23 protein-coding genes and 1 pseudogene are annotated in these 25644 nt (G+C 47.2%); 3 read left to right on the top strand and 21 right to left on the bottom strand.

What is annotated here, in order from left to right:
- Positions 1–693, top strand: a 693-nt coding sequence (locus R7040_RS21690) for a transposase (protein WP_318097030.1), incomplete at its 5' end; no start/stop codon positions are given.
- Between the two features lie 41 nt (positions 694–734).
- Positions 735–1409, top strand: a complete 675-nt coding sequence (locus R7040_RS21685; protein WP_048608563.1) for an endonuclease — start codon at positions 735–737, stop codon at positions 1407–1409.
- Between the two features lie 408 nt (positions 1410–1817).
- Here R7040_RS21685 and R7040_RS21680 read toward each other — a convergent pair whose 3' ends face one another.
- The 18 genes and pseudogenes from R7040_RS21680 to traL form a co-directional block, all read right to left on the bottom strand.
- Positions 1818–3857, bottom strand: a complete 2040-nt coding sequence (locus R7040_RS21680) for an ATP-binding protein (protein ID WP_004249372.1) — start codon at positions 3855–3857, stop codon at positions 1818–1820.
- A complete protein-coding gene (locus tag R7040_RS21675; protein ID WP_004249371.1) occupies positions 3854–5272 on the bottom strand; it encodes an SIR2 family protein in 1419 nt (472 codons plus the stop codon). Before R7040_RS21675 ends, R7040_RS21680 begins: the two co-directional genes overlap by 4 nt.
- Positions 5273–5363: 91 nt before the next feature.
- A pseudogene (locus tag R7040_RS30625) lies at positions 5364–5447 on the bottom strand (integrase); the annotation flags it as partial.
- A 283-nt stretch (positions 5448–5730) separates the two neighbouring features.
- Entirely contained in the window at positions 5731–9423 is a 3693-nt protein-coding gene (gene traN, locus R7040_RS21670; RefSeq protein WP_318097028.1) for a conjugal transfer protein TraN, read from the bottom strand.
- A 2-nt stretch (positions 9424–9425) separates the two neighbouring features.
- Positions 9426–10454 (bottom strand): TraU family protein, encoded by a 1029-nt coding sequence (locus R7040_RS21665; protein WP_193285809.1) that lies wholly within the window; start codon positions 10452–10454, stop codon positions 9426–9428.
- Positions 10438–11562: a TrbC family F-type conjugative pilus assembly protein gene (locus R7040_RS21660; RefSeq protein WP_193285827.1), complete on the bottom strand. Its 1125-nt coding sequence runs from the start codon at positions 11560–11562 to the stop codon at positions 10438–10440. The genes R7040_RS21665 and R7040_RS21660 overlap by 17 nt, the downstream gene beginning before the upstream one ends.
- Before the next feature lie 10 nt (positions 11563–11572).
- The gene (locus tag R7040_RS21655; RefSeq protein WP_188708039.1) at positions 11573–12085 is read right to left on the bottom strand and encodes a S26 family signal peptidase; all 513 of its coding nucleotides are present in this window, start codon (positions 12083–12085) and stop codon (positions 11573–11575) included.
- Positions 12069–12416, bottom strand: a complete 348-nt coding sequence (locus tag R7040_RS21650) for a plasmid-related protein (RefSeq protein ID WP_193285811.1) — start codon at positions 12414–12416, stop codon at positions 12069–12071. The genes R7040_RS21655 and R7040_RS21650 overlap by 17 nt, the downstream gene beginning before the upstream one ends.
- On the bottom strand, positions 12409–14808 hold the full coding sequence (gene traC, locus R7040_RS21645; protein ID WP_193285813.1) for a type IV secretion system protein TraC: 2400 nt from the start codon (positions 14806–14808) through the stop codon (positions 12409–12411). The genes R7040_RS21650 and traC overlap by 8 nt, the downstream gene beginning before the upstream one ends.
- The gene (locus tag R7040_RS21640; RefSeq protein WP_024008832.1) at positions 14808–15500 is read right to left on the bottom strand and encodes a DsbC family protein; all 693 of its coding nucleotides are present in this window, start codon (positions 15498–15500) and stop codon (positions 14808–14810) included. The genes traC and R7040_RS21640 overlap by 1 nt, the downstream gene beginning before the upstream one ends.
- A gap of 131 nt (positions 15501–15631) precedes the next feature.
- Positions 15632–16570 carry a nucleotidyl transferase AbiEii/AbiGii toxin family protein gene (locus R7040_RS21635; protein ID WP_193285815.1) on the bottom strand — a complete coding sequence of 313 codons (939 nt, stop codon included), beginning with the start codon at positions 16568–16570 and terminating at the stop codon, positions 15632–15634.
- Positions 16563–17354, bottom strand: coding sequence for a type IV toxin-antitoxin system AbiEi family antitoxin (locus R7040_RS21630; protein ID WP_001896349.1), 792 nt, complete (start codon positions 17352–17354; stop codon positions 16563–16565). Before R7040_RS21630 ends, R7040_RS21635 begins: the two co-directional genes overlap by 8 nt.
- Positions 17355–17574: 220 nt before the next feature.
- Complete coding sequence (traA, locus tag R7040_RS21625; protein WP_000180225.1) at positions 17575–17961, bottom strand: TraA family conjugative transfer protein; 387 nt, start codon at positions 17959–17961, stop codon at positions 17575–17577.
- Positions 17958–18530 (bottom strand): type IV conjugative transfer system lipoprotein TraV, encoded by a 573-nt coding sequence (traV, locus tag R7040_RS21620; RefSeq protein ID WP_148039504.1) that lies wholly within the window; start codon positions 18528–18530, stop codon positions 17958–17960. Before traV ends, traA begins: the two co-directional genes overlap by 4 nt.
- 74 nt (positions 18531–18604) lie before the next feature.
- Positions 18605–19894 (bottom strand): TraB/VirB10 family protein, encoded by a 1290-nt coding sequence (locus R7040_RS21615; RefSeq protein WP_226083517.1) that lies wholly within the window; start codon positions 19892–19894, stop codon positions 18605–18607.
- A gap of 2 nt (positions 19895–19896) precedes the next feature.
- The gene (locus tag R7040_RS21610; protein ID WP_193285829.1) at positions 19897–20793 is read right to left on the bottom strand and encodes a type-F conjugative transfer system secretin TraK; all 897 of its coding nucleotides are present in this window, start codon (positions 20791–20793) and stop codon (positions 19897–19899) included.
- Positions 20777–21403 carry a TraE/TraK family type IV conjugative transfer system protein gene (locus R7040_RS21605; RefSeq protein ID WP_000667170.1) on the bottom strand — a complete coding sequence of 209 codons (627 nt, stop codon included), beginning with the start codon at positions 21401–21403 and terminating at the stop codon, positions 20777–20779. Before R7040_RS21605 ends, R7040_RS21610 begins: the two co-directional genes overlap by 17 nt.
- Positions 21400–21681 carry a type IV conjugative transfer system protein TraL gene (gene traL / locus R7040_RS21600; RefSeq protein ID WP_000433891.1) on the bottom strand — a complete coding sequence of 94 codons (282 nt, stop codon included), beginning with the start codon at positions 21679–21681 and terminating at the stop codon, positions 21400–21402. The genes R7040_RS21605 and traL overlap by 4 nt, the downstream gene beginning before the upstream one ends.
- A 288-nt stretch (positions 21682–21969) precedes the next feature.
- Here traL and R7040_RS21595 point away from each other — a divergent pair, with 288 nt between their 5' ends.
- Entirely contained in the window at positions 21970–22557 is a 588-nt protein-coding gene (locus tag R7040_RS21595) for a plasmid-related protein (protein ID WP_193285819.1), read from the top strand.
- Between the two features lie 26 nt (positions 22558–22583).
- Here the strand turns inward: R7040_RS21595 and R7040_RS21590 are convergent, their stop codons facing one another.
- Genes R7040_RS21590 through traD form a run of 3 tightly spaced genes read right to left on the bottom strand, consistent with a single transcriptional unit; the run spans position 22584 to position 25611 of the window.
- A complete protein-coding gene (locus tag R7040_RS21590; protein ID WP_025611033.1) occupies positions 22584–23219 on the bottom strand; it encodes a DUF4400 domain-containing protein in 636 nt (211 codons plus the stop codon).
- On the bottom strand, positions 23206–23766 hold the full coding sequence (locus R7040_RS21585) for a hypothetical protein (RefSeq protein WP_025611032.1): 561 nt from the start codon (positions 23764–23766) through the stop codon (positions 23206–23208). The genes R7040_RS21590 and R7040_RS21585 overlap by 14 nt, the downstream gene beginning before the upstream one ends.
- Positions 23767–23775: 9 nt before the next feature.
- Positions 23776–25611 (bottom strand): conjugative transfer system coupling protein TraD, encoded by a 1836-nt coding sequence (gene traD / locus R7040_RS21580; protein ID WP_318097025.1) that lies wholly within the window; start codon positions 25609–25611, stop codon positions 23776–23778.
- Positions 25612–25644 lie beyond the last annotated feature (33 nt).

The raw sequence follows: 25644 nt of genomic DNA, 5'->3' as shown, positions 1-25644 counted from the left end.
GTCGAGATCGTCAGCATGGACATGTGGAACCCCTACCGGGCAGCGGTCAAGGCTGTGCTGCCCCAGGCCCGTATCGTCGTCGATAAGTTCCATGTGGTGCGTATGGCCAACGATGCGCTGGAGAAGGTACGCAAGGGCCTCAGGAAGGAGCTGAAACCTTCCCAGAGCCGAACCCTCAAGGGAGACCGGAAAATCCTGCTGAAACGCGCTCACGAAGTCTCAGACCGGGAACGCTTCATCATGGAGACCTGGACAGGCGCATTCCCGCAACTGCTGGCCGCCTACGAGCACAAGGAACGCTTTTACGGCATCTGGGACGCCACCACACGACCCCAGGCAGAAACCGCCCTGGACGACTGGATAGCCACCATTCCGAAGGGCCAGAAGGAAGTCTGGAGCGATCTGGTCAGGGCTGTGGGTAACTGGCGCGAAGAGATCATGACCTACTTCGAGACGGACATGCCCGTCACCAATGCTTACACGGAGTCCATCAACCGACTGGCCAAGGACAAGAACCGTGAAGGGCGAGGTTACTCCTTCGAGGTGATGCGGGCACGAATGCTCTACACTACGAAGCACAAGAAGAAGGCTCCGACTGCGAAGGTCTCTCCGTTCTACAAGAAAACCATCGGTTACGGACTGCCGGACTTCGCAGAGGAACTCAACTACGGGGTCGATCTATCAACCATCTGAGGGTGGTATCAGGTTGGTGGGGTGAAGGTGCCCCATCAACCATTAAATCCGTATACCCTTTCTTTATAGCGTTATTCGCTATACCTGCAATTGCAGAACACCCCACATCGTTCAGTCAGGCAAAACGATTTGCCCGAGAAATTTACCAAGACAACCAGAGTACGTTTTACTGTGGATGTAGCTATAGCAATGATGGTGCGATTGATGCTGCATCTTGCGGATATGAACCAAGAAAGCAACCGAAACGAGGTGAACGCTTAGAGTGGGAACATGTAGTCTCAGCTTGGGAAATTGGCCATCAACGCCAATGCTGGCAAAATGGTGGTCGTCGGAACTGCGAAAAGAATGATCCTGAGTTTTCTAAAATGGTTTCGGATCTCCATAACCTCGTACCATCTGTAGGAGAGCTCAATGGGGATAGGTCAAATTTTCGATTTGGCATGATTCCGAATGAACCAAGATCCTATGGTCAATGTGATTTCGAAGTTGATTTCAAAGACCGTCGAGCAGAACCACCAGCTAACCGTCAGGGTGATATTGCTAGAATTTATTTCTACATGCGAGATCAATACGGCCTAAGACTCAGTAGGCAACAAACTCAGCTATTTGAAGCTTGGTCAAGAATGGACCCTGTTGACGAATGGGAAAAAGTGCGTGATTTTAAGATTAAAACTATTCAAGGTAACTCTAACTGCCATGTGTCAAATAGCTGTTAATTGAAACTAGCTGAGACAAACTTGTTGGACAAGGTTCTTTTAGCGAAAATCAGATTAACATTACTAAAATTAATCTGATAGTCGGCAACTGCCAAAGTGGACGTTCGGATCTGACTCGCTTTTGAACCATCATCAGCTTTGTCGAATTAAGTCGAATTTTCAATCAATCGTAATTCCCCCAAATTTCTCTCGTATAGCGTCGTTAATATCTATGCATTTAATAAATTGTCAGAAAGGAACCCTAAGTCACTTTGGAAAGTACCCGTTTATCGAAATTAGCGTAATAGCCTATTGATTCGCACACCACTAATAGTTCACGCCACTCATCGCTTTGGAAAAAATGCGCCATAGAAAGTTAATCTTATTCGTATTGTTAAGCATCTATTTGGCGCTAATTTGGCTGGTAAATTAATCTCTGTTTTGCCATTCTTCAACGATTGGCTGCCAGTTTACTTCACGAGGCTCACCTGTGGAGTTAGACCATACGTCCCAAAAGTCAGGATCATCAGACTGAGGCCTTTGCTCTTCACTAAGTTCTTTCATTCGAACTAACACCGGTAGTTCTGAAGCCCATCCGAGTAAAATTGCATGTCGAGATGGTAGCGATGGTAGCTCTCTTAATAGCCCCCTCATGTTATCGGGAACAAGCCTATGAACTTGTTCTTGGTCTCTATCATTGCTAATTCTGTGCAGTAAAAAAGTATTACATTGAGAAAGAACAGTAGGAGATAACTCAGAAGGTCGTTGGGATGATACTACTAGTCCCAAACCAAATTTACGCCCTTCGCGAGCGATTTTTTCAAATACTTTGCAGCACACATCAGAAACTGATTGACTCTCACTTTCTTCTTTGTATCGTTTGATAAATGTATGAGCTTCCTCTGCAACCATTACTGTTGGTAATGGTTTTCCATTCATCTTCCGATATCGTTGAAGAGCTTCAAAAGTCACTCTAGAGATTACTGCTGTTACAAGATGGATAATTTCATTGGGAACTAGTGATAGGTCGATAACAGTGATAGCACCATGAGTATCCTTCCCAAGAAAAGTATCTAGCCAATCAGTTAAACTTATTGGTTCCTCAGAATCTTTAGTAACTGCACTAATTCGGGTGTCACCTAGCATTGTGCGAATTCGAGTCAAAAGAAATTCCATGAACTGCTCAGTTCCCGTTTCTTGTGCTAAAGCTTCGAGATAGGCGACGAAGTCATCACCTTCAAAGCGAATAGGCGTATCTTCACTTTTCGGGAGAAGTTCTTGTTCATCACCACCAAGTGCAACATGAGCTTCTTTTAACTCAGAAATCAACTTATCAGTATCACTGACTTCAGGCTTAGCAGGCCACTGTGCTCCTCTTCTGGAAGATAGGTAAGTATTTATCGTGCTTATTACACTATTGAAAGGTTGGTTGTGGATTTTTTCGTTTAATGTTATGAGGCTAGTTTCCCATGACGTTAAACTTTCAACTAAGCCTTTGGCATGACCACCATTCACATATATCTGCCCTTGACTTGCTAGTTGCCTTATTGAAACTAAAAGTATTCCGCAAAAATGTTTTGCTTGAATTGTCACATCATCTTCTGACAACACATCATTTCTCATCGCCCTCAAAGCTCGTCGTAGTAATGGGAGTTGAACTTTTGAACTTGCCTGAGTGAACGCCCCCCATTCTGAACTGTTCCATAGCCATGATGGTACTTTAAGTTCTAACTCACCATAATCAGAGTTAGCCTCTACGCGCAATAAATTCCCCTTATATTTTGACTTTGGACCAAATGCTCGGCTGTACTCCCCGTTAGGATCAAGTATTATAAATCGAGCGTTCGGAGTTTGGCCCTGTTGTAAAACTGCGTCCAGTGACCATTGAATTAGTCCCGCCACAGAGCAAGATTTACCACTACCTGTGTTGCCTAAAACAGCTATATGTCGCCCAAAAAGCTTATCGGGGTCGATTTTTATTTCTGCATTGTTAGCTAGAGGACTATCTCCTATTTTAACCCTTCTGTTTTCACCTGATTCGATTATTGAGTTTAATTGTTGGTCAGTAGGTAAAAGCACTGAATCACCAACTGAAGGAAATGCATCTGTTCCTCTGGTGAATTTGAAACCATCGTTTTTTCTATCGCTTCTCAATGTACCAACGGGGTTGATACTGAGCTTTTTTAGAGGAAAAGGTAAGTCTATCAAGCCAAAATCTTGCAAGCCTCTTCTTTTGGGGTATGGCGAGTGTTCTACTGCGATCCACTCAACTTGACCAACTAGAAATCCATCATCACTGTTTATAAGCACATAACTGTTGATTCGAGGAAAGTTGCGAGGTGAGCCTCCTTGAAGAGAGACTGAGTCTGGGGAATCAATTTCTAAGGAAACTCTAATTTCACTAGGCGATACAAAACCAACGGTTCCGATTCGTAACTGTTCCAGTCTTTCTATAGGCAAGTAACTCATGATGTTACCTCGGTGGTAGTTGCATTACCTGAGTGTTCTGACTGGATAAAGCCTCGCTGTTTTAGTAATTCGGCCATCTTTATTGATGCTTTATCTATGGCTGGTTTAGGTAGATAGTTATCAACCAAAGTTTTTAGATCCCCCAAATGGTCACCCATTAGTAAAGTGATTTGAGCTTTTCTTCCACTTTTACCAATGAAGTTCATAATTCTTTCTAGCGGATCTCCGAAAGCAATGATGACTAGATGGGTAGATGGAACGGTAAGCATATCTTCAATTACTCTGTTTATATGCTCATCACCAAAGCTATAGCCATACGTGACTAATGTACTGTTTGGACGGCTAGTCGCTGCTGCTAAGTCTCTAAATAACTCTACATAGGGGTACTCAGCGGTTTCTCTATCTTTGACTGAATTAGGGTAAATCATAAGTTGTTCATAACTATCGCTTTCGTGCCCCTCTGCTTCTAGAAACGGTTCAACAGAGCGAGCTCCAAAAGGTAGGCCAAAGCGCCTAATCGCACCATCTTGTTCGTGCCAATCTAGAGAACCGTGAAGTTTGGTAAAACGTGCCACTCCTTCCAAATATCTTGGTTCACCACGTATTCCCGGAGGGTTATAGTGATAATCAACTTCTAATCTTGAGGATCTAAAAACGGGAGCAATACTTCCAACAAAACGGTCTATGAGTCTTAAACCAGCAAGTTCAGCACCAACCTCGATAATTCGGTCATAGTTCGTTGTAAAAATATGCAATCTGTCGCGTGTAGCGGTTCTACTTGCAAAGCTCATTAAGAAACTCACAAGATAATTGAAAGTTTCCTCTTTTCGTTTTTTTTCAGCACTTTTAATTAAGTGTTCTCCTGTACTGACAGATTTTGAAAACTCACCTAGACATCGAGACAATTCCCCCTTAATTGCAGCTAAATCAGCTTTTAGGTCTCTATAGGCTGCATATGGAGCCGGGGGGTTTTCAGGTTGCGGGCTATCCAACACTGTTAAAATTTCAAGACCTTTGATAAGTTCATTAATAGCTCTAATTTGATCTTCTATATTTCCTTGTGCGCGACCAGCCGATTTGGCAGCTTTTGTAGCGAATTCATTTATTTCGCTTTGACAGACCGCTAGATCACTGATCCACCCCATTCCAACGGGTGGCACGCCTGTAGCCGACATTTGAATAGACGTACTTAAACCCGCACCGATCAATAGATTTAAATGTTCGGATTGAAAAAGTGCTGTTAACCAAGGCTCAATATTTTGGCGTAATTTCTCTATTGATATTTTAGAACCCTGTTCTCCCCATGAAGTATTCGTTGATAGGATAAAAGGATAAGAATCACTTTGCTCATTGGAGTTTGGTGTTAGCTCAATAATATCAGGAACACTGCCAACTTTAATTTGCTGAATAGTCATAAATACACTTCTCATATTTGTGTGAAAGATATAGCGTTGGGGACACAAACGTCTGCCATGAATATTTACAACTTAAGCCGTTGGCATTGAATCATCCGTCACAACTATCTGAAATCCTTAGTACATCTTCAATCTCGACACCAAGGTGTTCAATCGTGCTTTCGAGCTTAGCATGACATTTTACAATACAGAACGTTTGCATACATATTTGAGGTATCCAAGCCCAAATATGTATGAATTAAAAATGAAGATATTGAGAAAAGTGGCTTAGCTGGGTTGGTCGATTTTGGTTGGCCACGTCAGTTCCTCGCTCATAGCTATCTGTCCGATGTCCAACTCTATTTATCGAAACTACTACAAACACATTTTTGCAAATTTGTCGCAGTTACATAAATGCATATTGATTATTTTTTCTGCTCCATTAGTCCTGCAAAACGGGGCTAACGGAGCAATTTATTCTAATTGTTCCCCGAGACTTCTTCCGTTGCCTCCTGGCGAAGTTTCTGGGCATCCATTCCGTTTAGCCGTTCAATGGCTCTATCTGCGGCACTCTGACGATTTCCATCAACGTTTAGCGTACTTCCTGAGCCTGTGAGTCGTTCCAGATCCAGTGACGGTACTTCGGGTAGGTTGCCTGTTATCGACAAGATACCTATCCATTCATCGAGATTGACTTGGCTCCAATCTACCTGGTTTAACTGACTCGCGGTCAAACCTTCACAGTTTGGTGACTTGGCACTGCCCCAACCAAGGCCCAATTGAGGGCGTACTTGTTCTTGAATGATCCGTGAAAGTGGCGAAGTAAAACAGCAATATGACTGCCGTTTTTCAACACAGGCACCTAAGAACTTAGACTTGCAGTAAGAGCCTACATAGTGGCAACTCTTCAATACCCGCTTGGCGTTCATTTCAAACTCGCTCTGCTCACATTTCCAGATAAGCTGAATGAGGATCATAGTGACTGAATAAATCATGTAGGCCGTCATAACCGTACTCAGAACCGCGCCCGCAGCGCCCCCCAGGGCAAAGTTACCACCCGAAACGACACCATCGGCTCCAACCGCACCACCAACGTTACTAAACAGTGCCGATTGCGCCCCCGAACCAAACGTAGAGCCTACCCACTCAGCCGTTTTGTTGGTCAACACCTGCATAAAGCCAGTCGCAGCTTGCTCCGCTCCCGCGCCAGCAGCCGTTGATGGCCCAGCCCCCATGAGAGAGTCCCATGCAGACACAAAAGGCTCTTTAACCGCACTCCAGGTACTGGTGATTGGTTCCCTGAGCGTATTCCACGAACCATAGATTGCCGAAGACGGATTCATGGCCATGACTGCCGTATCAAGCTTGTTGACCGCAACTATCATCGTGATGTAATCCGATAGCGACACGCCACTTGGCTTTTCACAGCAATCCACTATGCCGCCAACGGCTTTTTTGCACTGGCCAGCATTACCTTTAAAGACCGTACACTCGACGTTATCTTGGCCATCAGCTCCTGTGCATGACATATCATTGGTCATAAACTGCGCCGCATTAAGCATCGCAGCGGCCTCTGCAAAGTTAGCCTGCTTGATTGACTCTGGCTCTAAACAATCTGTGCCCATACAGCGAACTGGCCCCTCACAGTTGTATTGAGTTTCCATTCGAGCGTTTTGCACTTCAACGCTTTGTCCGCAGTCATACACCAAACTTTGGATATAACAGAAGCCTTCATGACCAGCCCCGCCCTCAGTACATTCGGTTCTGACGTACTGGCAGGCCGGATTTTGCTCTAGCGCGGCACACGTATTGGTGGTCGTGTTTTGTCCGTTATTGACGATGGTTTGTGTATTACCATTGGCATCTACCCAGCTATCTGAGCTGCCCATGTTGAACTCTGGGTGAGCAGTCGAGGCATTATAGGTCGCTTTTGCCCTCCAGCATGAGAGCCCCAGTCCATCAGAGCTGCCACGACTGGTTAAATGAGCAGGAGACGAAACAACAGCCGGATAAAGACTTCCAAGCTTCGCCAACTCGCTACTACCAACCGTTAACCCGTCGATTCGTTTTGTGCCCGTATCCAAACACTGCCACTGCACCGCAGTAAACTGATCCGTTTGCATCAAGCATTGGTCTATGCCCGGATCACTTGATTGATGAACAACGTCTTGCTCTAAGTACTTGCCGGAGAAGGTCAAGGAAGCACTCAGTTTCGCAGGAGCCAAACACTTCTGAACTTCTCGGCTGCAAGTGTCGAAATCGACTTTGTTCCAGCCGGAATCGCATCTGGAACGAGTGACCTCCTGGGGTTCATGCCACGAAATAATCGAACCATTGACGACTTTACACAATGAGCCAACCAAGGTTCCTTTTGGACAGGTCATTTCAGGGTATTTAATGGACGGTTTCGTCTCAGTCACCGTCTCCTTATTGCCCGTCAATGAGAGTGTCGTTTTCCAGCCATTTGCCTTGGATGGCGACTCGGTGATTTTTATCTCAGTATTTTGATTATCAAAAATCCTCAGCGTAGCGTTTCCAGTTTGCATAGTACTGCTGTGCTGTGGAACAAAACTGAGCGTTTCGGAGCTAAAGCAACCACGCTCAATGGACCAGCTTTGTTGATGGGTTTCAGCGGATACACGTCGCTCTAACTGACACTGAGTAAGCGTGCTGATCTTCTCGCACACCTGGTAATCGGGTACATGCTTGGTTTCAGTAAATGGCGTAATCGTCTGAGTAGGCTCACAGGCCTCAAAACTACTTGGCATAAGGTTAGATACCACACACTTTGGATCGCTGGTTTGCAATCCACAGTCATAGGTATCGGTAAAACGAATGCATTCACCTTTATCATTGGTCTCGGCACATTCTGACGACATGAATCCACAGGAAGGATTCGCTTCAAGCACTTGGCAGGCCTGATTTTCAATCCCCTTATAGCTTTCATCATCCACACTGACTTGTACACGCCGACACAAAGGCGATATGCCAGCCACAGGGCTAGGGGCAAAGTAGGATTCACAAACTGAAACACCATTGACCACCGTACATCCGTTGGTTGAAGAAGGCTGATCCGTGCATTGAATGCTGTAGTCTGAAAACTTCGTCGGGATATCCGCTGCTTGTTCGATACAGGATTGTGGCGACCAACTATCATTCATCACCACCTTGGTTGGATCAAAGCGCACCTTGATGCGTGCATACCCCTCACCACTACCCGTAACCGATACGCGAATTTTTACCGGCACTTCTAAACCGGGTTCTACCGCTTTTAGCCTGGCAGTGAGATCGGTATTTGGATTGCGCTCCCAACTGGTACTGAGCTCGCAGCGACCTGACGTTTCTGGTGGAAAGTTATTGTTCGGCCCAGACCAGACTTTCTGATCGCCAAGCCAAACTTGCATGTAGTCATCCCATTTGGCGTATTCAAGAACGGCTGAGGTAATCGCATCGGGGTTCACGACTTTGAGTGTGATGGCCTGTTCAAACACTTTACAACGGCCACTCCAGTAGTTGTCGCCAATTCGTCCAATCCAAACTTCAAGACACCCCTCACCACAAGAGCGAAGGTTCATCGGTCCAGAAACATGCTCAATAATGCCTGCCGTGTAATCGTGAGTAATAGTGCAGCTGTTAACCGCTGTATTGAGCCTGTCACATTGCTGGTAATTTGGGCTGCCTTCACCTTGAGACTCACAGCCGGGGAAGCTTTGGGTTAATAGATTGGGGTCAGTTTGAACCGCATCAGTTAATGCCCAAAGCGGATCATTGACCATATCTGGCCGAGACCTGTCTTTGATTTGCTGTAGCGAACGAAATGCTTCACCCGTAGCGCCACTTTCGGATGCCATGCTCTCTTGGCGCTGTGTCCCCAATTGATTCATGCTGGCATCAGAGCCATAAACGCCCGTTAAGACATCCAATGAGCCCTGATCCATACCAGGGAAAAGCTCTTGCAAGTTAATGGACTCATTACCACTGCCATTCGGCACCGACAATGTATTGCCATTGAGTGCGGGCATCGTCCAGTTTTGCAGCAATTGCTTACCTTCTTGTTGTCCGCTTAGGCCGGATTGGCGCTGCACATCAGCGGCCACACCATGTAAGGGCAGGCACGCCATAGTGATTGATAAAATACCCGCTAAAACTCGGGTAAAAAGTGTTGGTTTCATGGTTAACCTCCCGAGTTACAGCAGTCTTGCCAGCGCCACAAAATGTAGAGCGCATCTTCACCGGCACCGGGGATCGTTCGCCACTCTCCCCATTTCATGGTGCTTTCACCGATGACATGCGCACTTTCAGTTTCCGGTACAGGGAAGAACATACTCATCTTGTATTGGGATTTCGGCAGCATGGGTTCGATAACAGGTCGGCATAGCGCACTGTTCCCCATTGTTCGCCTAGCAAGACCACGCCTGTGTTGAGCCGCGATTGCACGCGCCGCTAAATGGCTGGTGTTTTCTGCTAATGAGCCAAAGGCTAAGGTGTGGCCAGATAACGGGTAGAGATGGCCCCAACTGCCAGCACACCAAAACAACTGATCGATGGGTTTACCAAGCGTTGATGAAGCAGCGTCAGCGGTACAAGCCGAAATAGCCAATGGATTAGCAACAGCAGCCGCTTCAGGCTGAGTAAAAAAGGCCAGTTCATCGTTAAGCCATGTTGGGTCCAATTCCGACAAATACATCAAGTCAAAGTCCATGTAACCATCAGCATTGCAATTGCCATCCATGAACAAATCGAGCATGACCAAAAGCGGAAAGGCGTAATAATGGTAATGGTAGAAAGCAAGATCACCGGTATCGTATTCACCCTCGCCATGACCACCTTGCAGTCGTCTATCACCTAACGGTAAACGAATCCCTCCCAGGGAAGGCGAACAACCTGGCGTTCTGACCAGTTCAATCAAACGCGCTGGCTCCCACATGCTGGTAACAATACCTGGCCTTGGCACACCTAAGTTGTCTTCACATAAGCAAAATGACTTGTTTGATGCGCCGCTTGGGACATTGCCAGAGCCAAGAGGAAGACCGGCAACCCGGATAGGAAAAATGCATGACCAGCAAACATCCGTCAGCAACTTGCCGGACAATAACCCCGCGTCTGGGCAAGTCAATTCGGCTTTTGCAGGAATAAATGCGCTTAGGGCAAACATGACAACGAGAGTCCGCATCAGACGATACGTATTATTGAGCTTTTTCATGAACAAGCTCCTTTGCTGGAATTTCTTCTATTTCAAACGCGAGCCCCTTTGCTTGAACAAACGATGGGGTGACTTGCAAATCAAAGCGCTGCTTTAGCGAGGCATTGAGAAGATAAACCGGACTGTCCAATGTCTTTTCGATCGCATTGAGGCGATTCCAACCTTGAGCACGGTCGAGCTGCGTGGTGATAAGCGTAATGCGGCGCAGCGTCCTATCTTGGCCCTCAAGCCAATGCGCTACTGCGTCCACTTCTTCAGCGTTCGACGCATTAAACACCACGAGCTGCTGAGTAAATGGCAAGGCTTTTAGCGGGTTAATACGCGTTCCTGCTGGGATCAATGTTCGGCCATTGGCATCCAATAGTGGCCGCTGCATGACGATGGTTGGATCAACCGTTCTTATCCGATACTGCGTGGCTTTGGGTAACTCAGTAAATGTTTGGCGAGACCAGAAACGCTCAATGGCTTTTTTCTTTAACGCGCCCAAGTCAATCGACTGTAAACGCTGCATCGCTACTTGCACCAAATCCGGTTCTAAAATCGAATGAATAGGACCGCGTTGACCCAATGAACCGGTATTGCCTGTTTCAATTTGACGCTGCAACCAGTCCTTGCTGTAAACCCCTAGTGCACTTGCAGTCACCTTGTCATCTTCTATGCGGAAAATAGCAGGCACGCTAGTCACCCGCCAGTGCACAAAGGCTTTCGGATCGATTCGAACCTGAGGAACAGGATCAAGCCCCGTCATCAGCGTATGCCAATCACGGATAGCCGCCCCCAAGGTCTTTCCTTCAGGAATTCCCCGAAACAACACAATAGCGCCGGTAGCACTGGCCTCTTTAAATAGCTGCTTCAGTGAGGAATCTCCCAGTGAAGACGACGCAAAAATCAACCATTCATCGTTATGTTTGAGCGACGCAGGTTGTTCAATCGGTGAAAAAGGCTCGATAAATTCAGATGAACCATCCACAGCACTTTGTAAAATGCTGCGGCTCATTTCAACGATCTTTTTGTCCTCATCAGACAACGGATAAGGCTCTTGTGCCCAGGAAACTTGAACCCAAGCCAATGGAGCAACCAACAAAAATAAGAGGCATAGTCTTCTCATCATCCACCTCCTACCAAAGCGGCCAAGCGCGACCGACAATCTGCTCGCGCTTAACGGCATTCCAATAGCGGGAGTCGAAACTTGTTGCAGCCTCACCGGAAAACCAATATTCGTTTTCTTGCAGCGTCAATGAGCGGCTAAATTGTGATTCCGCCACACCAAGACGCTGGGCTAATGCCATGCCGGTAGAGACTTCAGCACCGTTCACCAGCACATGCTCAGGCGTCACATTGACTTCATCCCCAGGCATCCCTGTTAGGCGTTTCAGCATACGAGTACCGTCGTTATATAACGGAGCAAGTCCTTTTGAGTGGAAGGCATACAAACCATCCTTAACGGGCTCTTTATTCCATAGGTCAATCAGATACACCGTGGTATCAGGCAGGCAGCGCTCTTGCTGGGTATCAATACCTATTCGGTAGCGCATCATGGCGTAGGTGCCTACCAAGGCCATGATTAACGCAAGAACGGTCAACCGAATGAGATATGGCCGCCAAGGCATTCTTTTACGGAGTATCTGCATGAGACACCTCCTTTGAGCCTGCTGGCACAAATACGGAATCATCAGCACCCACCACCGCTTGGGCATCCAGCACGATAAAACCGGCTGCTTTTAACTTTTCAATTTGCTGATTGGTCTGAAGCAACCTGGATTCGATGTCTTGTTCGCTGGCATTGGGGCCCAGTGACAACACCGCCTCCCCAAAATCGACGACTGCAATGGGCGTACTTAACGCCAACTGGCTGTGGATGGGTTCGAGTGTTTTCATTAAGAGCCAGCTGGTCATTAAACCGCTACCAGCAATAGACAAAGTAATAGAGGCCATAAATGGCCAAAGCGTGGTCTTATTCATAGCCTCGCTCCTTCAACAACTGAGAGATGGCATCAGCAACAGAAAGGCCTTTGCGCGTTAACTGTTTAATCGCGTTTACATCTTCTGCACGGGACGAGTACAACAGCTTGTGAAACGGATCGACAATGAGGCGGCCAATCCCGGTACCCATTTCGGTAATAAAGAAAATTTCGGAATAGACACCCGTGACGGTATGAACCGTTTTTAGGTACTCATAACCGCCTTCACCTAGTGGCAAGCGGCCTTCTTTTTTGAGCGCGTTGATGGTTTCAGCTTTTTGACCAAGCAGGTACATATTGGCCGAGTTTTCAGCGATGGCTTTACCTGTAGGGCTGTCATACAAATCGTTGACCGACTGCGTTACCGTTACAGCACTGCCGCCATATTTTCGAAATCGACGGTAACCCGTCTCGATGAACTTACCGACATCACCTTGAGTCAGCAGATCCCAGGCTTCGTCAATGAACACAATCTTGCGACGATCACGCTCACCTAAGTACATCTCTTGTTGGATTTGGTAGATAAGCTGAAGCAACACCACTTGTTGCAGGTGCTTGCGTCCCTTGAGCTCTTCTAACTCCAGAACGGTGAAACGGTTTTTGAAGCGAATATTGTTGTGGCCATTAAAGAAACGGCCATATTCGCCCTGTGTCGTAAACGGATAGAGCTGCTCACCCACGTCCTGCACACGTCGGTCTTCATGATTTTTTAAAGCCTCTGCCACATCATCAACCAACATGGCACGACCTTTTTTCTCCCACAGTTCACGGGTCTGACGCTTTAGGTTGGCCATCTGAAAATCAGTTAATGACTGCGTAGGCGCGGCCATTGCGGCCAATAATCCAACCAGTACATCCGCTTCTTCGTCATAGTCCTCAACGATTTCAAACGGGTTTAAGCAAATGCCACTATCCCGCCCGAACTGTAAGAACTCTCCGTCATAAACTTCACACAGCTTTTCATAAGAGCGGCCAACATCAATCACCCAGCATTGCCCGCCTTCAGATAAGTAGGAGGAGATGATTTCGTTCACCAGGAAAGACTTGCCCGACCCCGATTGCGCCGCGATGCAACAGTTGTAATTACTGCCCGAGTCATAAAGGGACACACTCATGATCTGACCATTACGGGAAACAAAGTTAATCACTGGCGTGCCCGTGCCTTTCCAATCCGCAAATAAAGGCAACAGAGGGATGACATGCCGTGTCGCCATGGTCTTGAATCGAAACAAGTCGTTCATCGCCTGGCGGTCAGCACCAAATGGCAAGGCATTCAGGAAAATGGGCAAACAGAAGTACTTGTCTTCCATCAGCTCAAATCCGAGCTCTTTGAAATAAGTTCGAGCATTTGAAACAGAGCTGATGGACGCCTCTTCCGTCGGGGAAAACAGCGTTAAGGTCATATTTGCCCGAATAGGACGATCACCTTCTTGCAAAGCTTCAAAAAGAACATCAAACCCCTTTTTCTTGGCTGCAAGCACCGGCACAAACTTGAGCATCGGGCCATAGGCCTGATTGACCGCCCATTGACGCTTCGTCTCTAACCGAGATCGCATCGCCTCAGCTGAGGGAAAGTGAATGGTGACATTTAGCAAAAAGCTGCCGCGTAAACCGCGACTGCCCGTCATCATATCGCCCGCAAAACTTGCGGCATGACCAAACCAGATCCGCTCAGGCAAGCGCTTAAACGATAAGGTTTTAACTCGGTAATCACCCAACATCAGACCTTGGCTATCCACCTTGATAGCTCGGTCATAATCCAACACTTGCTCTCGAAGTGGTTTATCAGCCTCACTGCGGATTGGTGATGGATTGCGCCAGGAAGCATCTTTTCCCCAGTTAAGCTGCGCACTTAATGCTGCGAGCCAATTTCGGTCAGTCATCTCAGTGACGCGAAAACCAACCGTTGCCAGCGCTTGCGAGAAAGAAGCTCGAAGCGCGGATGCTCGACTCAACTCACGCTCCGTCGGAATAGGACTTTCCAAAGGCAATTTGCAGGTGACGATCAGTTGAAAGTTGCGTACCTGAGTCTGGGTCGATTCTTCTATCGGTTGAACCGTGCCCCCTTCGAGGAAATCCGCACGTTTGCGTATCGACGCCCTAAGCAATGGATCGGATTGACGATGCCGTAAGCCCATCATGCGCTGAAGGTCGGTTTGAATATCAGGGGATGCGTACAGGCCAAATTGCAGCAAAGTGTCTTTTGGCCAGTCGTTATTGAGAAGAACATTAACCCTGTCTGCAACAGACTCATCACCACCCGGCAATGGGTCACATAGAAAACCAAAGCCAACACTCTGGTCTTCCATGAAAAAAAGTTGCTCATCGTCTGAATAGGCCAATACTGGCAATAGCTCAGAAGCGCGTTGCCCTGAATACAGAGAGGCTTTCATTAACGCCCCTCCAACCAAGCAGAAAGATCATAAGGACGGCCTCGGCTGATGCGACCATCATTGGCGACGATGAAAGGCACACCTTGAATTCCAAGAATTTGAGCCGTCACCAAGGTACGCTGCATTGGCTCTAAGTTGCAGGCATCATCCTGCTCTAGGTTACCAATCCGGCCATTGAGCAATGCATCGGCGGCCGCTTTCTTGTCACGCGCACAGCCAAGCTGGCGAACCTGACGCTCTGAATCAGGACCAAGCACTGGCACAGGGAGAATTTGGAAGGTGTATTCCTTGGTTAGCGGTAGGGCTTGTTTCAAAAGCTCATGGCAATGCGGACACCGGGGATCAACAAAGACCACCACTTTCTTTTTGCCTTCACCCAGCGTCAGTGGATTCAAATCATCCATTTTTAAGCCAAGACGACTTAAGTCCAGCGTGTTACCCGCTTCACGAATTTCTTCAAGGCTGGTAAGCGGCTTTTTCGACCAGGCATCATAGAGCGTGCCATCAATGACGAACCGGCCACTGTCTGACATGAAAACAATACGGCCATTGCTTTCGACCGCTTTCATACCGGTGACCGGCAAAGAAACCATGCCGTCAATTTTGCCAACGGGCGACACTTCAGACACAGGTTCAGCTTGAACCAAAGGAGACAGCGCAAGCGCCAGAATAATTGGAGATAGTTTTCGCATGAGGAGTCCTCGTTAATGTAAATCGAGGCTCCAGTCTATGCAGTTGTCCTATGTGGACTCGGTTAGATAGATTGAAGAAATCGCAATCTAACTAGGGGGCTTATAGCTCGTTTAGGTTTGTTATAAACGAATTACTCGGCGTTTGCGTTAACAAGCCAATCATCAAGCACTTGCTTCAATTTATCTAATTGCTCTTGATGTTTTGCTTGATTCTTTGCCAATTTGTTAATGTTCTGCAACTTCCAACGAATCGCTGGCAAGTCTGCTGCATTAGGATAGTCAAACAATGCCCAGTCAGGTTGCCCTCTTTTGAATGACATAAGGAAAGCATGATCCCTTTCTGTGAAATGTTTTTGAAGTTCAATTAACATCATGGGCCTAACAGAGGCTAAGTCTTCGCATTCAACTTTTTCAAAAGTCATTCCGTCAAATTCTGCCTGAAATTTCTCATTCAGAGGCTGCCAGTTTGGCGACATGACTTCATTAATAGGCCGAGGGTGACTTAATGTATAGGTTAAAAAACCCACCAAAATCTCTCTCGAAATCCCTTCACTACCAAGTAACATACGCACATCAAATAAGTCGCGAGGATGTTGGCGATCCATTGCAGCACACAATTTCCCACCATACAGATCGGGAAGACTGACTACCTGAATCTCAGCATAACCAAACTCGTCTTCAACAGACTCTTGAACTGGCATTATTTCTGCACTATGCAATGTACCTCTGGCGACGGGCGACACTTCAATTTTGATCGTCGCAACCTGACTTGATACAACTATTCTCAGTTCATCAGCTTTATTATCCTGAAATGCCGCTCGGATATCTGGTTGAGTATTGATTCTGTCTGTAATCCGTTGCAATGCAGCCCTGACATTAATCAAAGCCTCATCTCTTGGTTCAAGTGGAAGATAAGCAAGATCAATATCTACAGATAACCGAGGAAAATCTCTCACAAATAAATTAATGGCGGTGCCACCTTTAAGTGCAAAAACCGTCTCTGTTGCTACCACAGGCAGCATTCTTATGAGCAAAGAAACCTGTTTGTAATATGGGCTATCTTTATCCATTATGTTGTTCACCTTTTTTGACGCTTAATATCTCTGGCACTGTGATTTGATATCGCTCATCAAAACGTCCTTTTTCGACAACCTGCCGCTTTCCTGCCCCCAATTTAATTCTTGTTTCATCTATGCGATTGACCCACTGGTGATCGTAGTATCGACCCAGAAATAGAAATATTCGGTTTGCCTGAACAGAGCTGCTTCGTTCAAGAATATCTTGTACTTTTCTAGGGCTAAGATTGACTAAACCCTGAAATAATTCTGCGACATGCTCAAATGAAATCAGCTTTCCAATCGCATCTACCACTTCATAGGCAGCAAGTTCTGCACAGCTGACAGTGAGTTCTTTCTCTTTAACCGTGATCCTTTTCAAATCTTTCTCGGGATTCACTTCAAGCTTATGGTTTCCACAGTAAAACCAATTCTGATAAGGGAATTCACGAAACCATTTCGGTAAGGACGACTTGTTTTTAACGCAAATCCAAACTTGCTCTTTGTTCAGCTGTAAATAGTGACTCAGTCCCTGGTGAGTTAAGCTGCTCAATCCAGCCAAATGAACTGAAACGCCCAATTGCACATCCAATGCTTGAATGGCATCAACCCAAGTTGGCTTTATATCGCCCTGCGCATTTGGACGATAGTACACACCAGAACTAAGCTTCTTTAGCCAACCGTTCTGCGCGTACTTTTGAGCCAACGAGTAGCTCACACCGTTTTCAGTCAGCCATTGCTGAAGTACTAGCGCACCAGGAGAAGTATGAGCAACAAGCCAGTTTATCTTAGATGACATTTTAACACCCCAAGTGTGAATATCACGAACAGTATAAACCATTTAGTTTATTACGATAGGGATTTTAACACTTTAGGTGTTAATATACCTAATACTGTAAACCAAGATCGCTAATGTGGCGTTGTTGAAATGAAAAAGTCTACCCAACATCACCAATAACCCGATGTTGTGTAGACCTAAGTTTGATTGCCTTAAGTGAACTGACTACTATGGCTCACATTCAGGTGCCCAGTAAAACGGCGCTGATTGCTGGAACGGTTGTGCCAATGACTTCTTGAGTGCTGGCAACGACAGGTAAGGTTGCAGACATAACACTTTCAACGACTGTTGGTGTGTTGTAGAGACCCATACCGCCACCAATGCCCAGAGCGAAAGCCATCAAGCTTTGGCGAGCGATACCGCCCACAATACCCACCAGAACCATGGCTCCCGCTACGATCCGTCCCAAAGTACCTTGGGTCCAATCTTTTAGGGTATCCCACACATCAGTGAAAGCATCACCGCCGGTGCCCGCAAATGAGGGCTCCGAAATCATTAACGCCATCAAACCAAGCGCACCAATGGTCATTAGGCGCTGAGTTTGAATGGTGCGAACTGCATTTGTCATTCGTTAGTTTCTCCGTAGATACTCAAGTTATCGCGCTTACCATCAGCTCCCGCTGAGGCAGAATCGCTTTGAGTCTGAAGTGGACGTAGCACTGGCGAAACCGTTCGAGGTGCTGACACCCCAATATCCCACCGGCGCGGTTCAATTTCGGTAAACACGTAGCTGGATAAATTCAGATCTCCACGGTCATCCTCCCAAGGCGCAATCCAAATTCGCATCACTCTTGAAGGAATGCGAAGAGGTGCAGATTGCTGCGTCTCAGGTAATGCTGGATGGCTCAGCAGTCCTGTCTCTAAATCAGATTGTGAATACCCAGAGGGAGAACCAATTCGAGTCGCCACAGCATCAATCGTCTTGGGTGCAGCCCCATTACTTGTAAGCTCATAGACTTCACGAGCGGATAAACAGCGCACACCGTCAGGCATACCTGGACATCCATATTCACTACTCCCAAGACCCAATGAACTACAGCCAGACAATAAGGTTGAGCCGACTGCCAATAAAAGTAATCCAGCTTTAGACCACTGTTTTGAATGGTGCTTTGGGTTGTTCTGCATTGATGTCGTCATGGTTAACTCTCCTCTGGATACACATCTTATTGTCTGAAACGGACTTCGATCGGTTAGCAACATGCAGGATTTTTTCATCTTCTTGCACCTCCCCCTTGCGAAGTGGCCAACGACAACGAGGCACCACGAGTGACTATGACTTCAATTTTCCTGGCAGCGTCTACCTCTATGACTGGGAACATATTTTCAGCCATGTCCAAATAGAACTTGGCCACTCGATCCAATGCTTTACCGGTGCCTTTAATCGCAGCACCTTGTAATGCTTCTTGGCTCATGACTTGCTGGTAAAGCTGAGTATCACCGGCATTACCCGTCTGAATCGTCGGAACAGGATTCACATCAAATGCGCCTGCCAAGCCCTGAAGGAATCCGGCCATCATTGATTTGGCCACCAGTTGGCCTTGTTTCGACACTAATCGGCCACGAATACCGGCTTTGCCGTCTTCACCCACGGCATAAGAATCCAGTCGCGTTTCAATGACGCCACCATCTTCTCTCACACATGAAATGGTCTCGCCTCGCAAATAGGCACGCTCAGAGCTCAAATCACCGTAACCTGCGGCGATCAAGAAACACTCTTTGATATCCGCTCTAAATCGGTTAGGTAAAATGGCTTCCTTTTGAATCCTCAGCAATGCAGGAAAAGGTTCGCGTCTTGCGGACTCGTGAGTAGGAGCATCCAAACCCGTGATCAAAGTACCCGAGATGATGCTGCCTGCCGGTAGGTACAAAGGCGGCGCTTCTTGCACAACAACCTCTGGTTCAGCAACCACTTCAGGCTCAATCATACGAATCGTGATTGGCGGCAATGGAACATCTCGTGCTCGTGTGCCTTGGCCATTGGCTGGCTGCTGATAGAGCGGATCAGGCAGCGGCGCATTGGCAAAATAGTCGTCTGGGTTAGACGGCAGAGGCTTTTCTTCTTTAGGCAATTCCATGGCAGATAAAGGCACGTCGAAACGGCTATTTGTGCCTTCAACTGCTGCATCACCTCCAGCGCGAACATCATCAAGTTCCGCTCGAAGGCGAGCCAACTCCGCATTGACCTCACTTGGTATAGAAGGCGAACCTGGGCTTAGCCGTCCTGAATCGACGTCACGACGCAAGCGCTCAACTTCACGACGTAACTGTTCATTGCGCTCACTGAGTAGTTTTACGTTCGCAGCCAAACTATCGACCCCAACATCACGAGTATTGGTATCCGTAAGAATGTGCCGGATCGTTTCCTGTCGGTTCCGACTGCTTGAGCCATCGTCAGGAGTAGGTGAAAACACCATCACCATAAAGATGAGACCACCAGCAATACCGGCAACCGATAGGCCCCGCTTCATGTTCGGGCTCATTTGTTCCCATTGTGCTTTCATCGTTATTCACCTCCCACAAGAAGCGAAGGTCGCTGACTTTCCACCGCTTCTTCACGATGATTGCGAACAACCACATACAACTCAGTCTTTTCACCCGGCAACAAGATATTGCGAGGCCAGTAGGCGCTTGCCACTATATCTGGTGCATGACAGGCTATTTCACTGGCTTCTATCGGCTCATCGGCAAAGCTTTCAACCAGTCCTACATAGACGGTGAAGTAATGTCCCGTCACAATTTGCCCCTGCTTAAAACCAAAATTTAAGCCCGGCTGAAAACATTTCGGGCTTGTGTCAGTTTGGCCAGCTAAACGGATGTCATGGCCTTGTGGTAACTCATTTAGTGCAAGGCGTCTGAGTAAATCACGTAAGCTATCGACGTATGGCTGAGCCGTTTCCCAAGTGGCGGCTTTTCGGTTCACGACGCCCTTAATAGGCCACTGCTGACCATCAATAGCTAAGGTGATTTCACGCGGTGGAATACGACGAGGTACTAAGGTGACAGATAATGCGGGCGCTTCCTGACCAGGCGGAGTGATGTAAAGTGAAACCGGTGATTCTTTGTCCGTGGCCACATATACAACATTCCCCTTTATTTGCGTCTGAGCATCACTGGTTGTTCTCACCTGAGGCGATTCAAACGGCGTCACAATCCGGTTCAGATGACCAATACCTACAGGGATCAGCTCATTAACACCCGGTGTCATCAGCAGCGTTGTTGGCACATCCGTTGAAGCCGTATTGGTTTGAGTCGGTGGATTTGCAGTAGCAGACTGCTTCATTACACTGGCAGGCACAATCGGCAATTCCACGTCTGCATACGACGCTTGAGATAATAGGACGCCACTTAAGCTCATTGCGATTAAGCTTGGTGTTATCCATCGACTAATTTTGGTTCGCATCATTCACCCTCCGGTTTTGCTCTTGGGTCAACTTTTCACGAACTCGCTTCGTTCTAGCTTGCCCCTCATACGTATCCATCCAACTGAGCTTTGGACGGTATTGCTCAATATCGATGTCAAACTCATAGGTGCGAGTTTGGCGCTGTTCATCTCCAGATGGCCCAGAGACCAAGGAATAACCGGTCACAAAGACATGGCCGGTTTCATATTCATACTCCACTTGTCTGGGTTGGAATTTGAGCGTGACTCGGTCTTCGCGGATTTGCCTTGCCTGAATCTCCAGTGCATCGACCACTTGCTGGTACACCGCTGGAGAAAGCAGCGGCTCGATAGCAACTCGGATGAAAGACACATTACCCGGCGTCACGTTGCCCATAAGCTCAGCCAGGTAGAGTCCCCAGGATTCAAGGTAAGGCTGAGTGGCCTGGTTTCGTGACACTTCAGCCGTTTCAGACAAAGTTGGTGGTTGAATGGCTACCACGGTATTGCGAGAAAATGCCGCAACCGCAAGCAGCAAGTTAGATAGCACCAGCACTGCAATCAGAAACCGTTGCCATCGGTTCTCTAATTGCGTGCCTTGCCATGATTTTAAAAACACGTCGAACTTCACGGCAGATAGCTCCTGATAAATGGGTTAGGGATCGTCTTGGCTTTGGTTGGCAACAGCCCAGCCCAGTAGATGGCGTGAAGAATAAAACCATCAGGGCGACCATCACGAAAACGCCGATAGAGCTTGGTTGTCACCAACCCCAACAGGCATAAAACCAAGGCATTACCGGTAAAAATGCCGATCACTAGCCCCAACAGAATGGGAGCCATCTCATCGGCACTCCAAAGCAGGAAGTGCGGCGGGTCATCGATATAGGATGGAATACTCACAGGTTCCATAGTCACTCCTCGTTGTTTGAATTGAGAAGTGAAGAATGCCTTGGGATTGGCAGGTTCAGTGGTCAGCTAGATGCCGAATTCTTGAATGTTTTGAGGGTTCTATTCAGACAATACTAACAATTGATCTTTTTGATGCGGTTGATATGATGAGGATATTGGTCGTGTCGAGACCAGCTGCCCACTTTAGCAAACCCGGACGGGACGACATGCAAATCAAATTTATTTTTTGCTTAGGTTTTTTCTGCGACCTCGGCAGTGGGCACCGTATTCGCTAATAGGAGAAACTCAATGCAAATTACTAAAATCATTTCCTCTGCCACGGTTGAACGTTTAAAGCAAAAAGCACGAAAGCTTAAACGTGAAAAACCCATTACACACACTCAAGCACTTGATGAAGTTGCAGTATCTGCTGGTTTTAATCATTGGCATCAAGTTGTGCAAGCTAATGACTTACTTAAACCATCAGAAGTGGCGTTATCTTCTGGATGTATCATGGCTTTTGATGTCAAAGATGGTATGGATGTCGATACCAGTGATGGGGTCTTAATTGAAGACCACTTCTTGGAAATGCTCACTGAAAAGCAGCTATTTGAAATTTATGCCAATTCCCCTGATGAGGAAGATGAGCAAAACAGGCCACTAAAAGAAACGCTATCGGATTCAGAGCTTTATGAGTATTTTCGAGATGATTGCTCATTCATGTACTTTCGCCTAGCCGAGTCTCATGCAAACAAACCGTTAAAAGAAGTATTGACTCTTATACGACAGTACTCGTTTTGGATGCCGCAATATATTTGGCTTCAAGGTCACCTTATTGATACTTATCATTTGCCAGCGGAAGACGAGAATGGCAATACCGTAGGCGTCAGGTTTTAGCTCTACAAGATGAGGCCTAACTGGCCTCATATCTTCTTCTGCAAGTGACTTAACGCCAACCCCGCCATCAATGCCAAACCGATGATCAGCGACGGTAACACCACCGGTGGAATAGCCAGCGGGGCGAACAATCCCATAAACAGCAAAATGACACCTGAGCCCAGGATAATCATGCTGTAGCGGTGAATGATTGGGCTCGAAAAATCAAAGGTTGTCTTCTTAATCTTCCAGGTCATCAAGCCGTCCCACAGCGCCGGTAACATGAGAATAAGCGCAAAGGGCAACCAGACCATCAGCAAAGCAAATCGAGTGAACACTTGGTACAACACATCAAAAAATGCCTGAATACGGTCTTCTACCCACACAAACCAAAAGCCTCCCATGTTCTCCATCCCTTTAGAGCGCAGTCGTTGCTCTTCAGTGGGGATTAGAAAATCACGCACAGATTGCTCCATCTGTGTATCCACAATCCATGACTGATACCAGCCATGGCTAGTTTGACCAATCCAATAGCTTGTTTGTGCGCCCAATTGGTTTTGAATCATCTGCTTCTCTTTATTAATAACCCGGCCAGTCCAATCACCGGGCACTAACACGCCAATGGCAATAATCTCCAGCATCAGTGCCAGACACAGCAGCCAAACCGACTTATGCTTGCTCATGCCAAACATCCTCTTCTACTCGCGCCAGCATGGCTGCAACGGTTGGCGTCATAATCCGGGCTTTAATCACTTGTTGAAGCCGCTTTGTCGTCGTATGGCCACTGACATAACGCACATCGATGCGTCCTTCAGCCAGATACCCCATTCGATTTGGACGATTACGAATCCAGGAGTAGAAATACACACCATCCACGGCGGCCCACTCGAAATGGTCAGGATCACGCAGGCGAATCCCCGTTAAAGCACTGGCGGCAGTCCAGGTCAGTGCCTCAATGAAATGCCACAGGCGTACACTGTCATCATCACAACTGACTTCTTCATAACTGCCCAAGCCATTACACAGACACAAATCAAAGATGGAATGGCCATCTAACGTGAACGCATCCGTTAAGTAGTCCGCCAAGCAATACACCGAGGCCAAAGCATGAGGCCAGTCGGTTTCAAGCAGTCTTAAGGTTTCCTTGAACTGGGGGTTATGTTGCTGCCACTGAGCGAGCATTTCTTTACTGGTAAGTGTTGTCATTTTCAGACAGACAGAATGATGCATACAGACTCCTTATGCTGCCTGTGTAGAGCTGGTTAAAATAGGAATGCGGCCTTTGATCACGCGGCCACCTGAAAGCTTGGCGATGTACTCCAGGTTGGGAAGCTGGCCTAATAACTGCGGTGGAAACATATCGCCTTCTTCCTCCATCAAGCGTTCGCCATGATTGCCGGTAAACAACGCGGGGCTGTCCGAGTTGGACGACATACCTTGAGTTTGCATGATGTACTGCAACCGAGTCTTAGGCAGATTGTCGGTAATGTACTGCTGCGTTTCGGCATCCATCACCCGAAGAGCTATCAGGTTGTTGATGTTACCTAACACCTGACGGGCCTTAGCTTCGCTGCCTGTACGAGCTGAAAAATCAGCAAAGGTCTGAGTAGCAATCACACAACGCATTTTTGCGCCACGGCCTTTGTTGAGAAGTTGAATGAAGGGATCGTTGACGACTTCAGCCGCCTCATCGATGAAGATATTTACGGGACGATTTTCAACACCATAGTTATAGCGGTCACCGGCCACAGCAGTGAGATCCGATAAAAGCAACGAACCAATGGCGCTGCCAACCATGGCGTCGGTTAATGAATCCAAGCCGATATACGCCACTTGGGCATTGTTGATAATTCGACCAGAATCCGTAATTAACCGGCTGTCATCCACATCGTTTGCAATCGGTGATAACAGTGGGCCTAATTCACTTGAGGTGAGCATATTGAGCACCGGCATCAGTGAAGCCACCATCTTGGAATAGTGGGTTCTGTCATGCTCAAACATACTCAATAGCCCTTCCAAATCGGTATTGGCGGCAACGGGCTGAATGCGTTCGTAATAAAAAAGCAGCATCGCCATGGCTTGTTTTGCCAAGGTATTGGCCTTTTCGGTAAAGCGCTTAATCTCCACACTAAAGTTCGGATATACCTGCTCACCCCAAGCCGTGACGGCTTTTACTACCAAACCTTCTGGGCCACCTTCCAAGAATCGTCTCAGTGTTTTCAGATCAGGACGTTGTGAAGTAAGCAACAAACCTTGCACGATGTTATTCAGTGCCATTTGGCCAAAGGCTTTAAATGGATCAGCACCGGTTTCGGATGGGATTAAGGCCGCAATTCGGCTGGCAATTTCAGTGCCACGGTTAAAGTTTCTAAGAGGATTAAGACGTACAGAATGCTCAGGAAAACCCGGATGAAAATACACAAAGCGCTCAGGACTACCGGCGGCAATACAGGCTCGCTGTGCATTATCCTTAAGTTCCTTGTCTCCCTTAGGGTCAATAATAATCACGGCTTCATTACGCAAAATGGCCTGAGTGATCATCGCATCAAAGCATCGGGTTTTTCCGGCACCGGTCGTACCGACAATTAATGTATGCCCCTCAGTGTGACCAACTGGCTGGTACACATCTTCTTCTTTGGGCTCAACACCATGAATCCAGGTCGAACCCATTTGGCTATTCTTTCGATAAGAGGCGTGACCCTGGTTAAGCAAGGTTTGCTTATCCCGCTTTAAGATTTCATAAGCACGTTGGGCATGACGTTGGTCCCACTCAAAGCCATACCCTAACCACAATTCATCAGGATGTTTTGCCATCACCTTTTGCAAATGCGACAGCGCCATAAATGCCAATGGTTTGCCTTTTAGCCCCATCTGCAACTTATAAAGGCGATAAGCCTCAGGAAGGCGATACAACGCCATGCCCGAGGAAATCCCTGTCATCCACCAAAATGGTTCGGGCGGTAACTCTGTCAGCATTTCTGCGGCAATCGCCCCAGTGGCTCCAACCAGCCAACCAGCTGCTGCCATGGCTTCATAGTTCGTGCGCCAGGGCATCTCATATGCGTTTTCTTTCATTCATGCTCCGCAAAATAACCGTTTGCAATCCGA

The organism is Vibrio sp. 1069, assembly GCF_033340555.1.
Note: the sequence above shows the minus strand (reverse complement) of the source record. Positions and strands in the feature narration are given on the sequence as shown.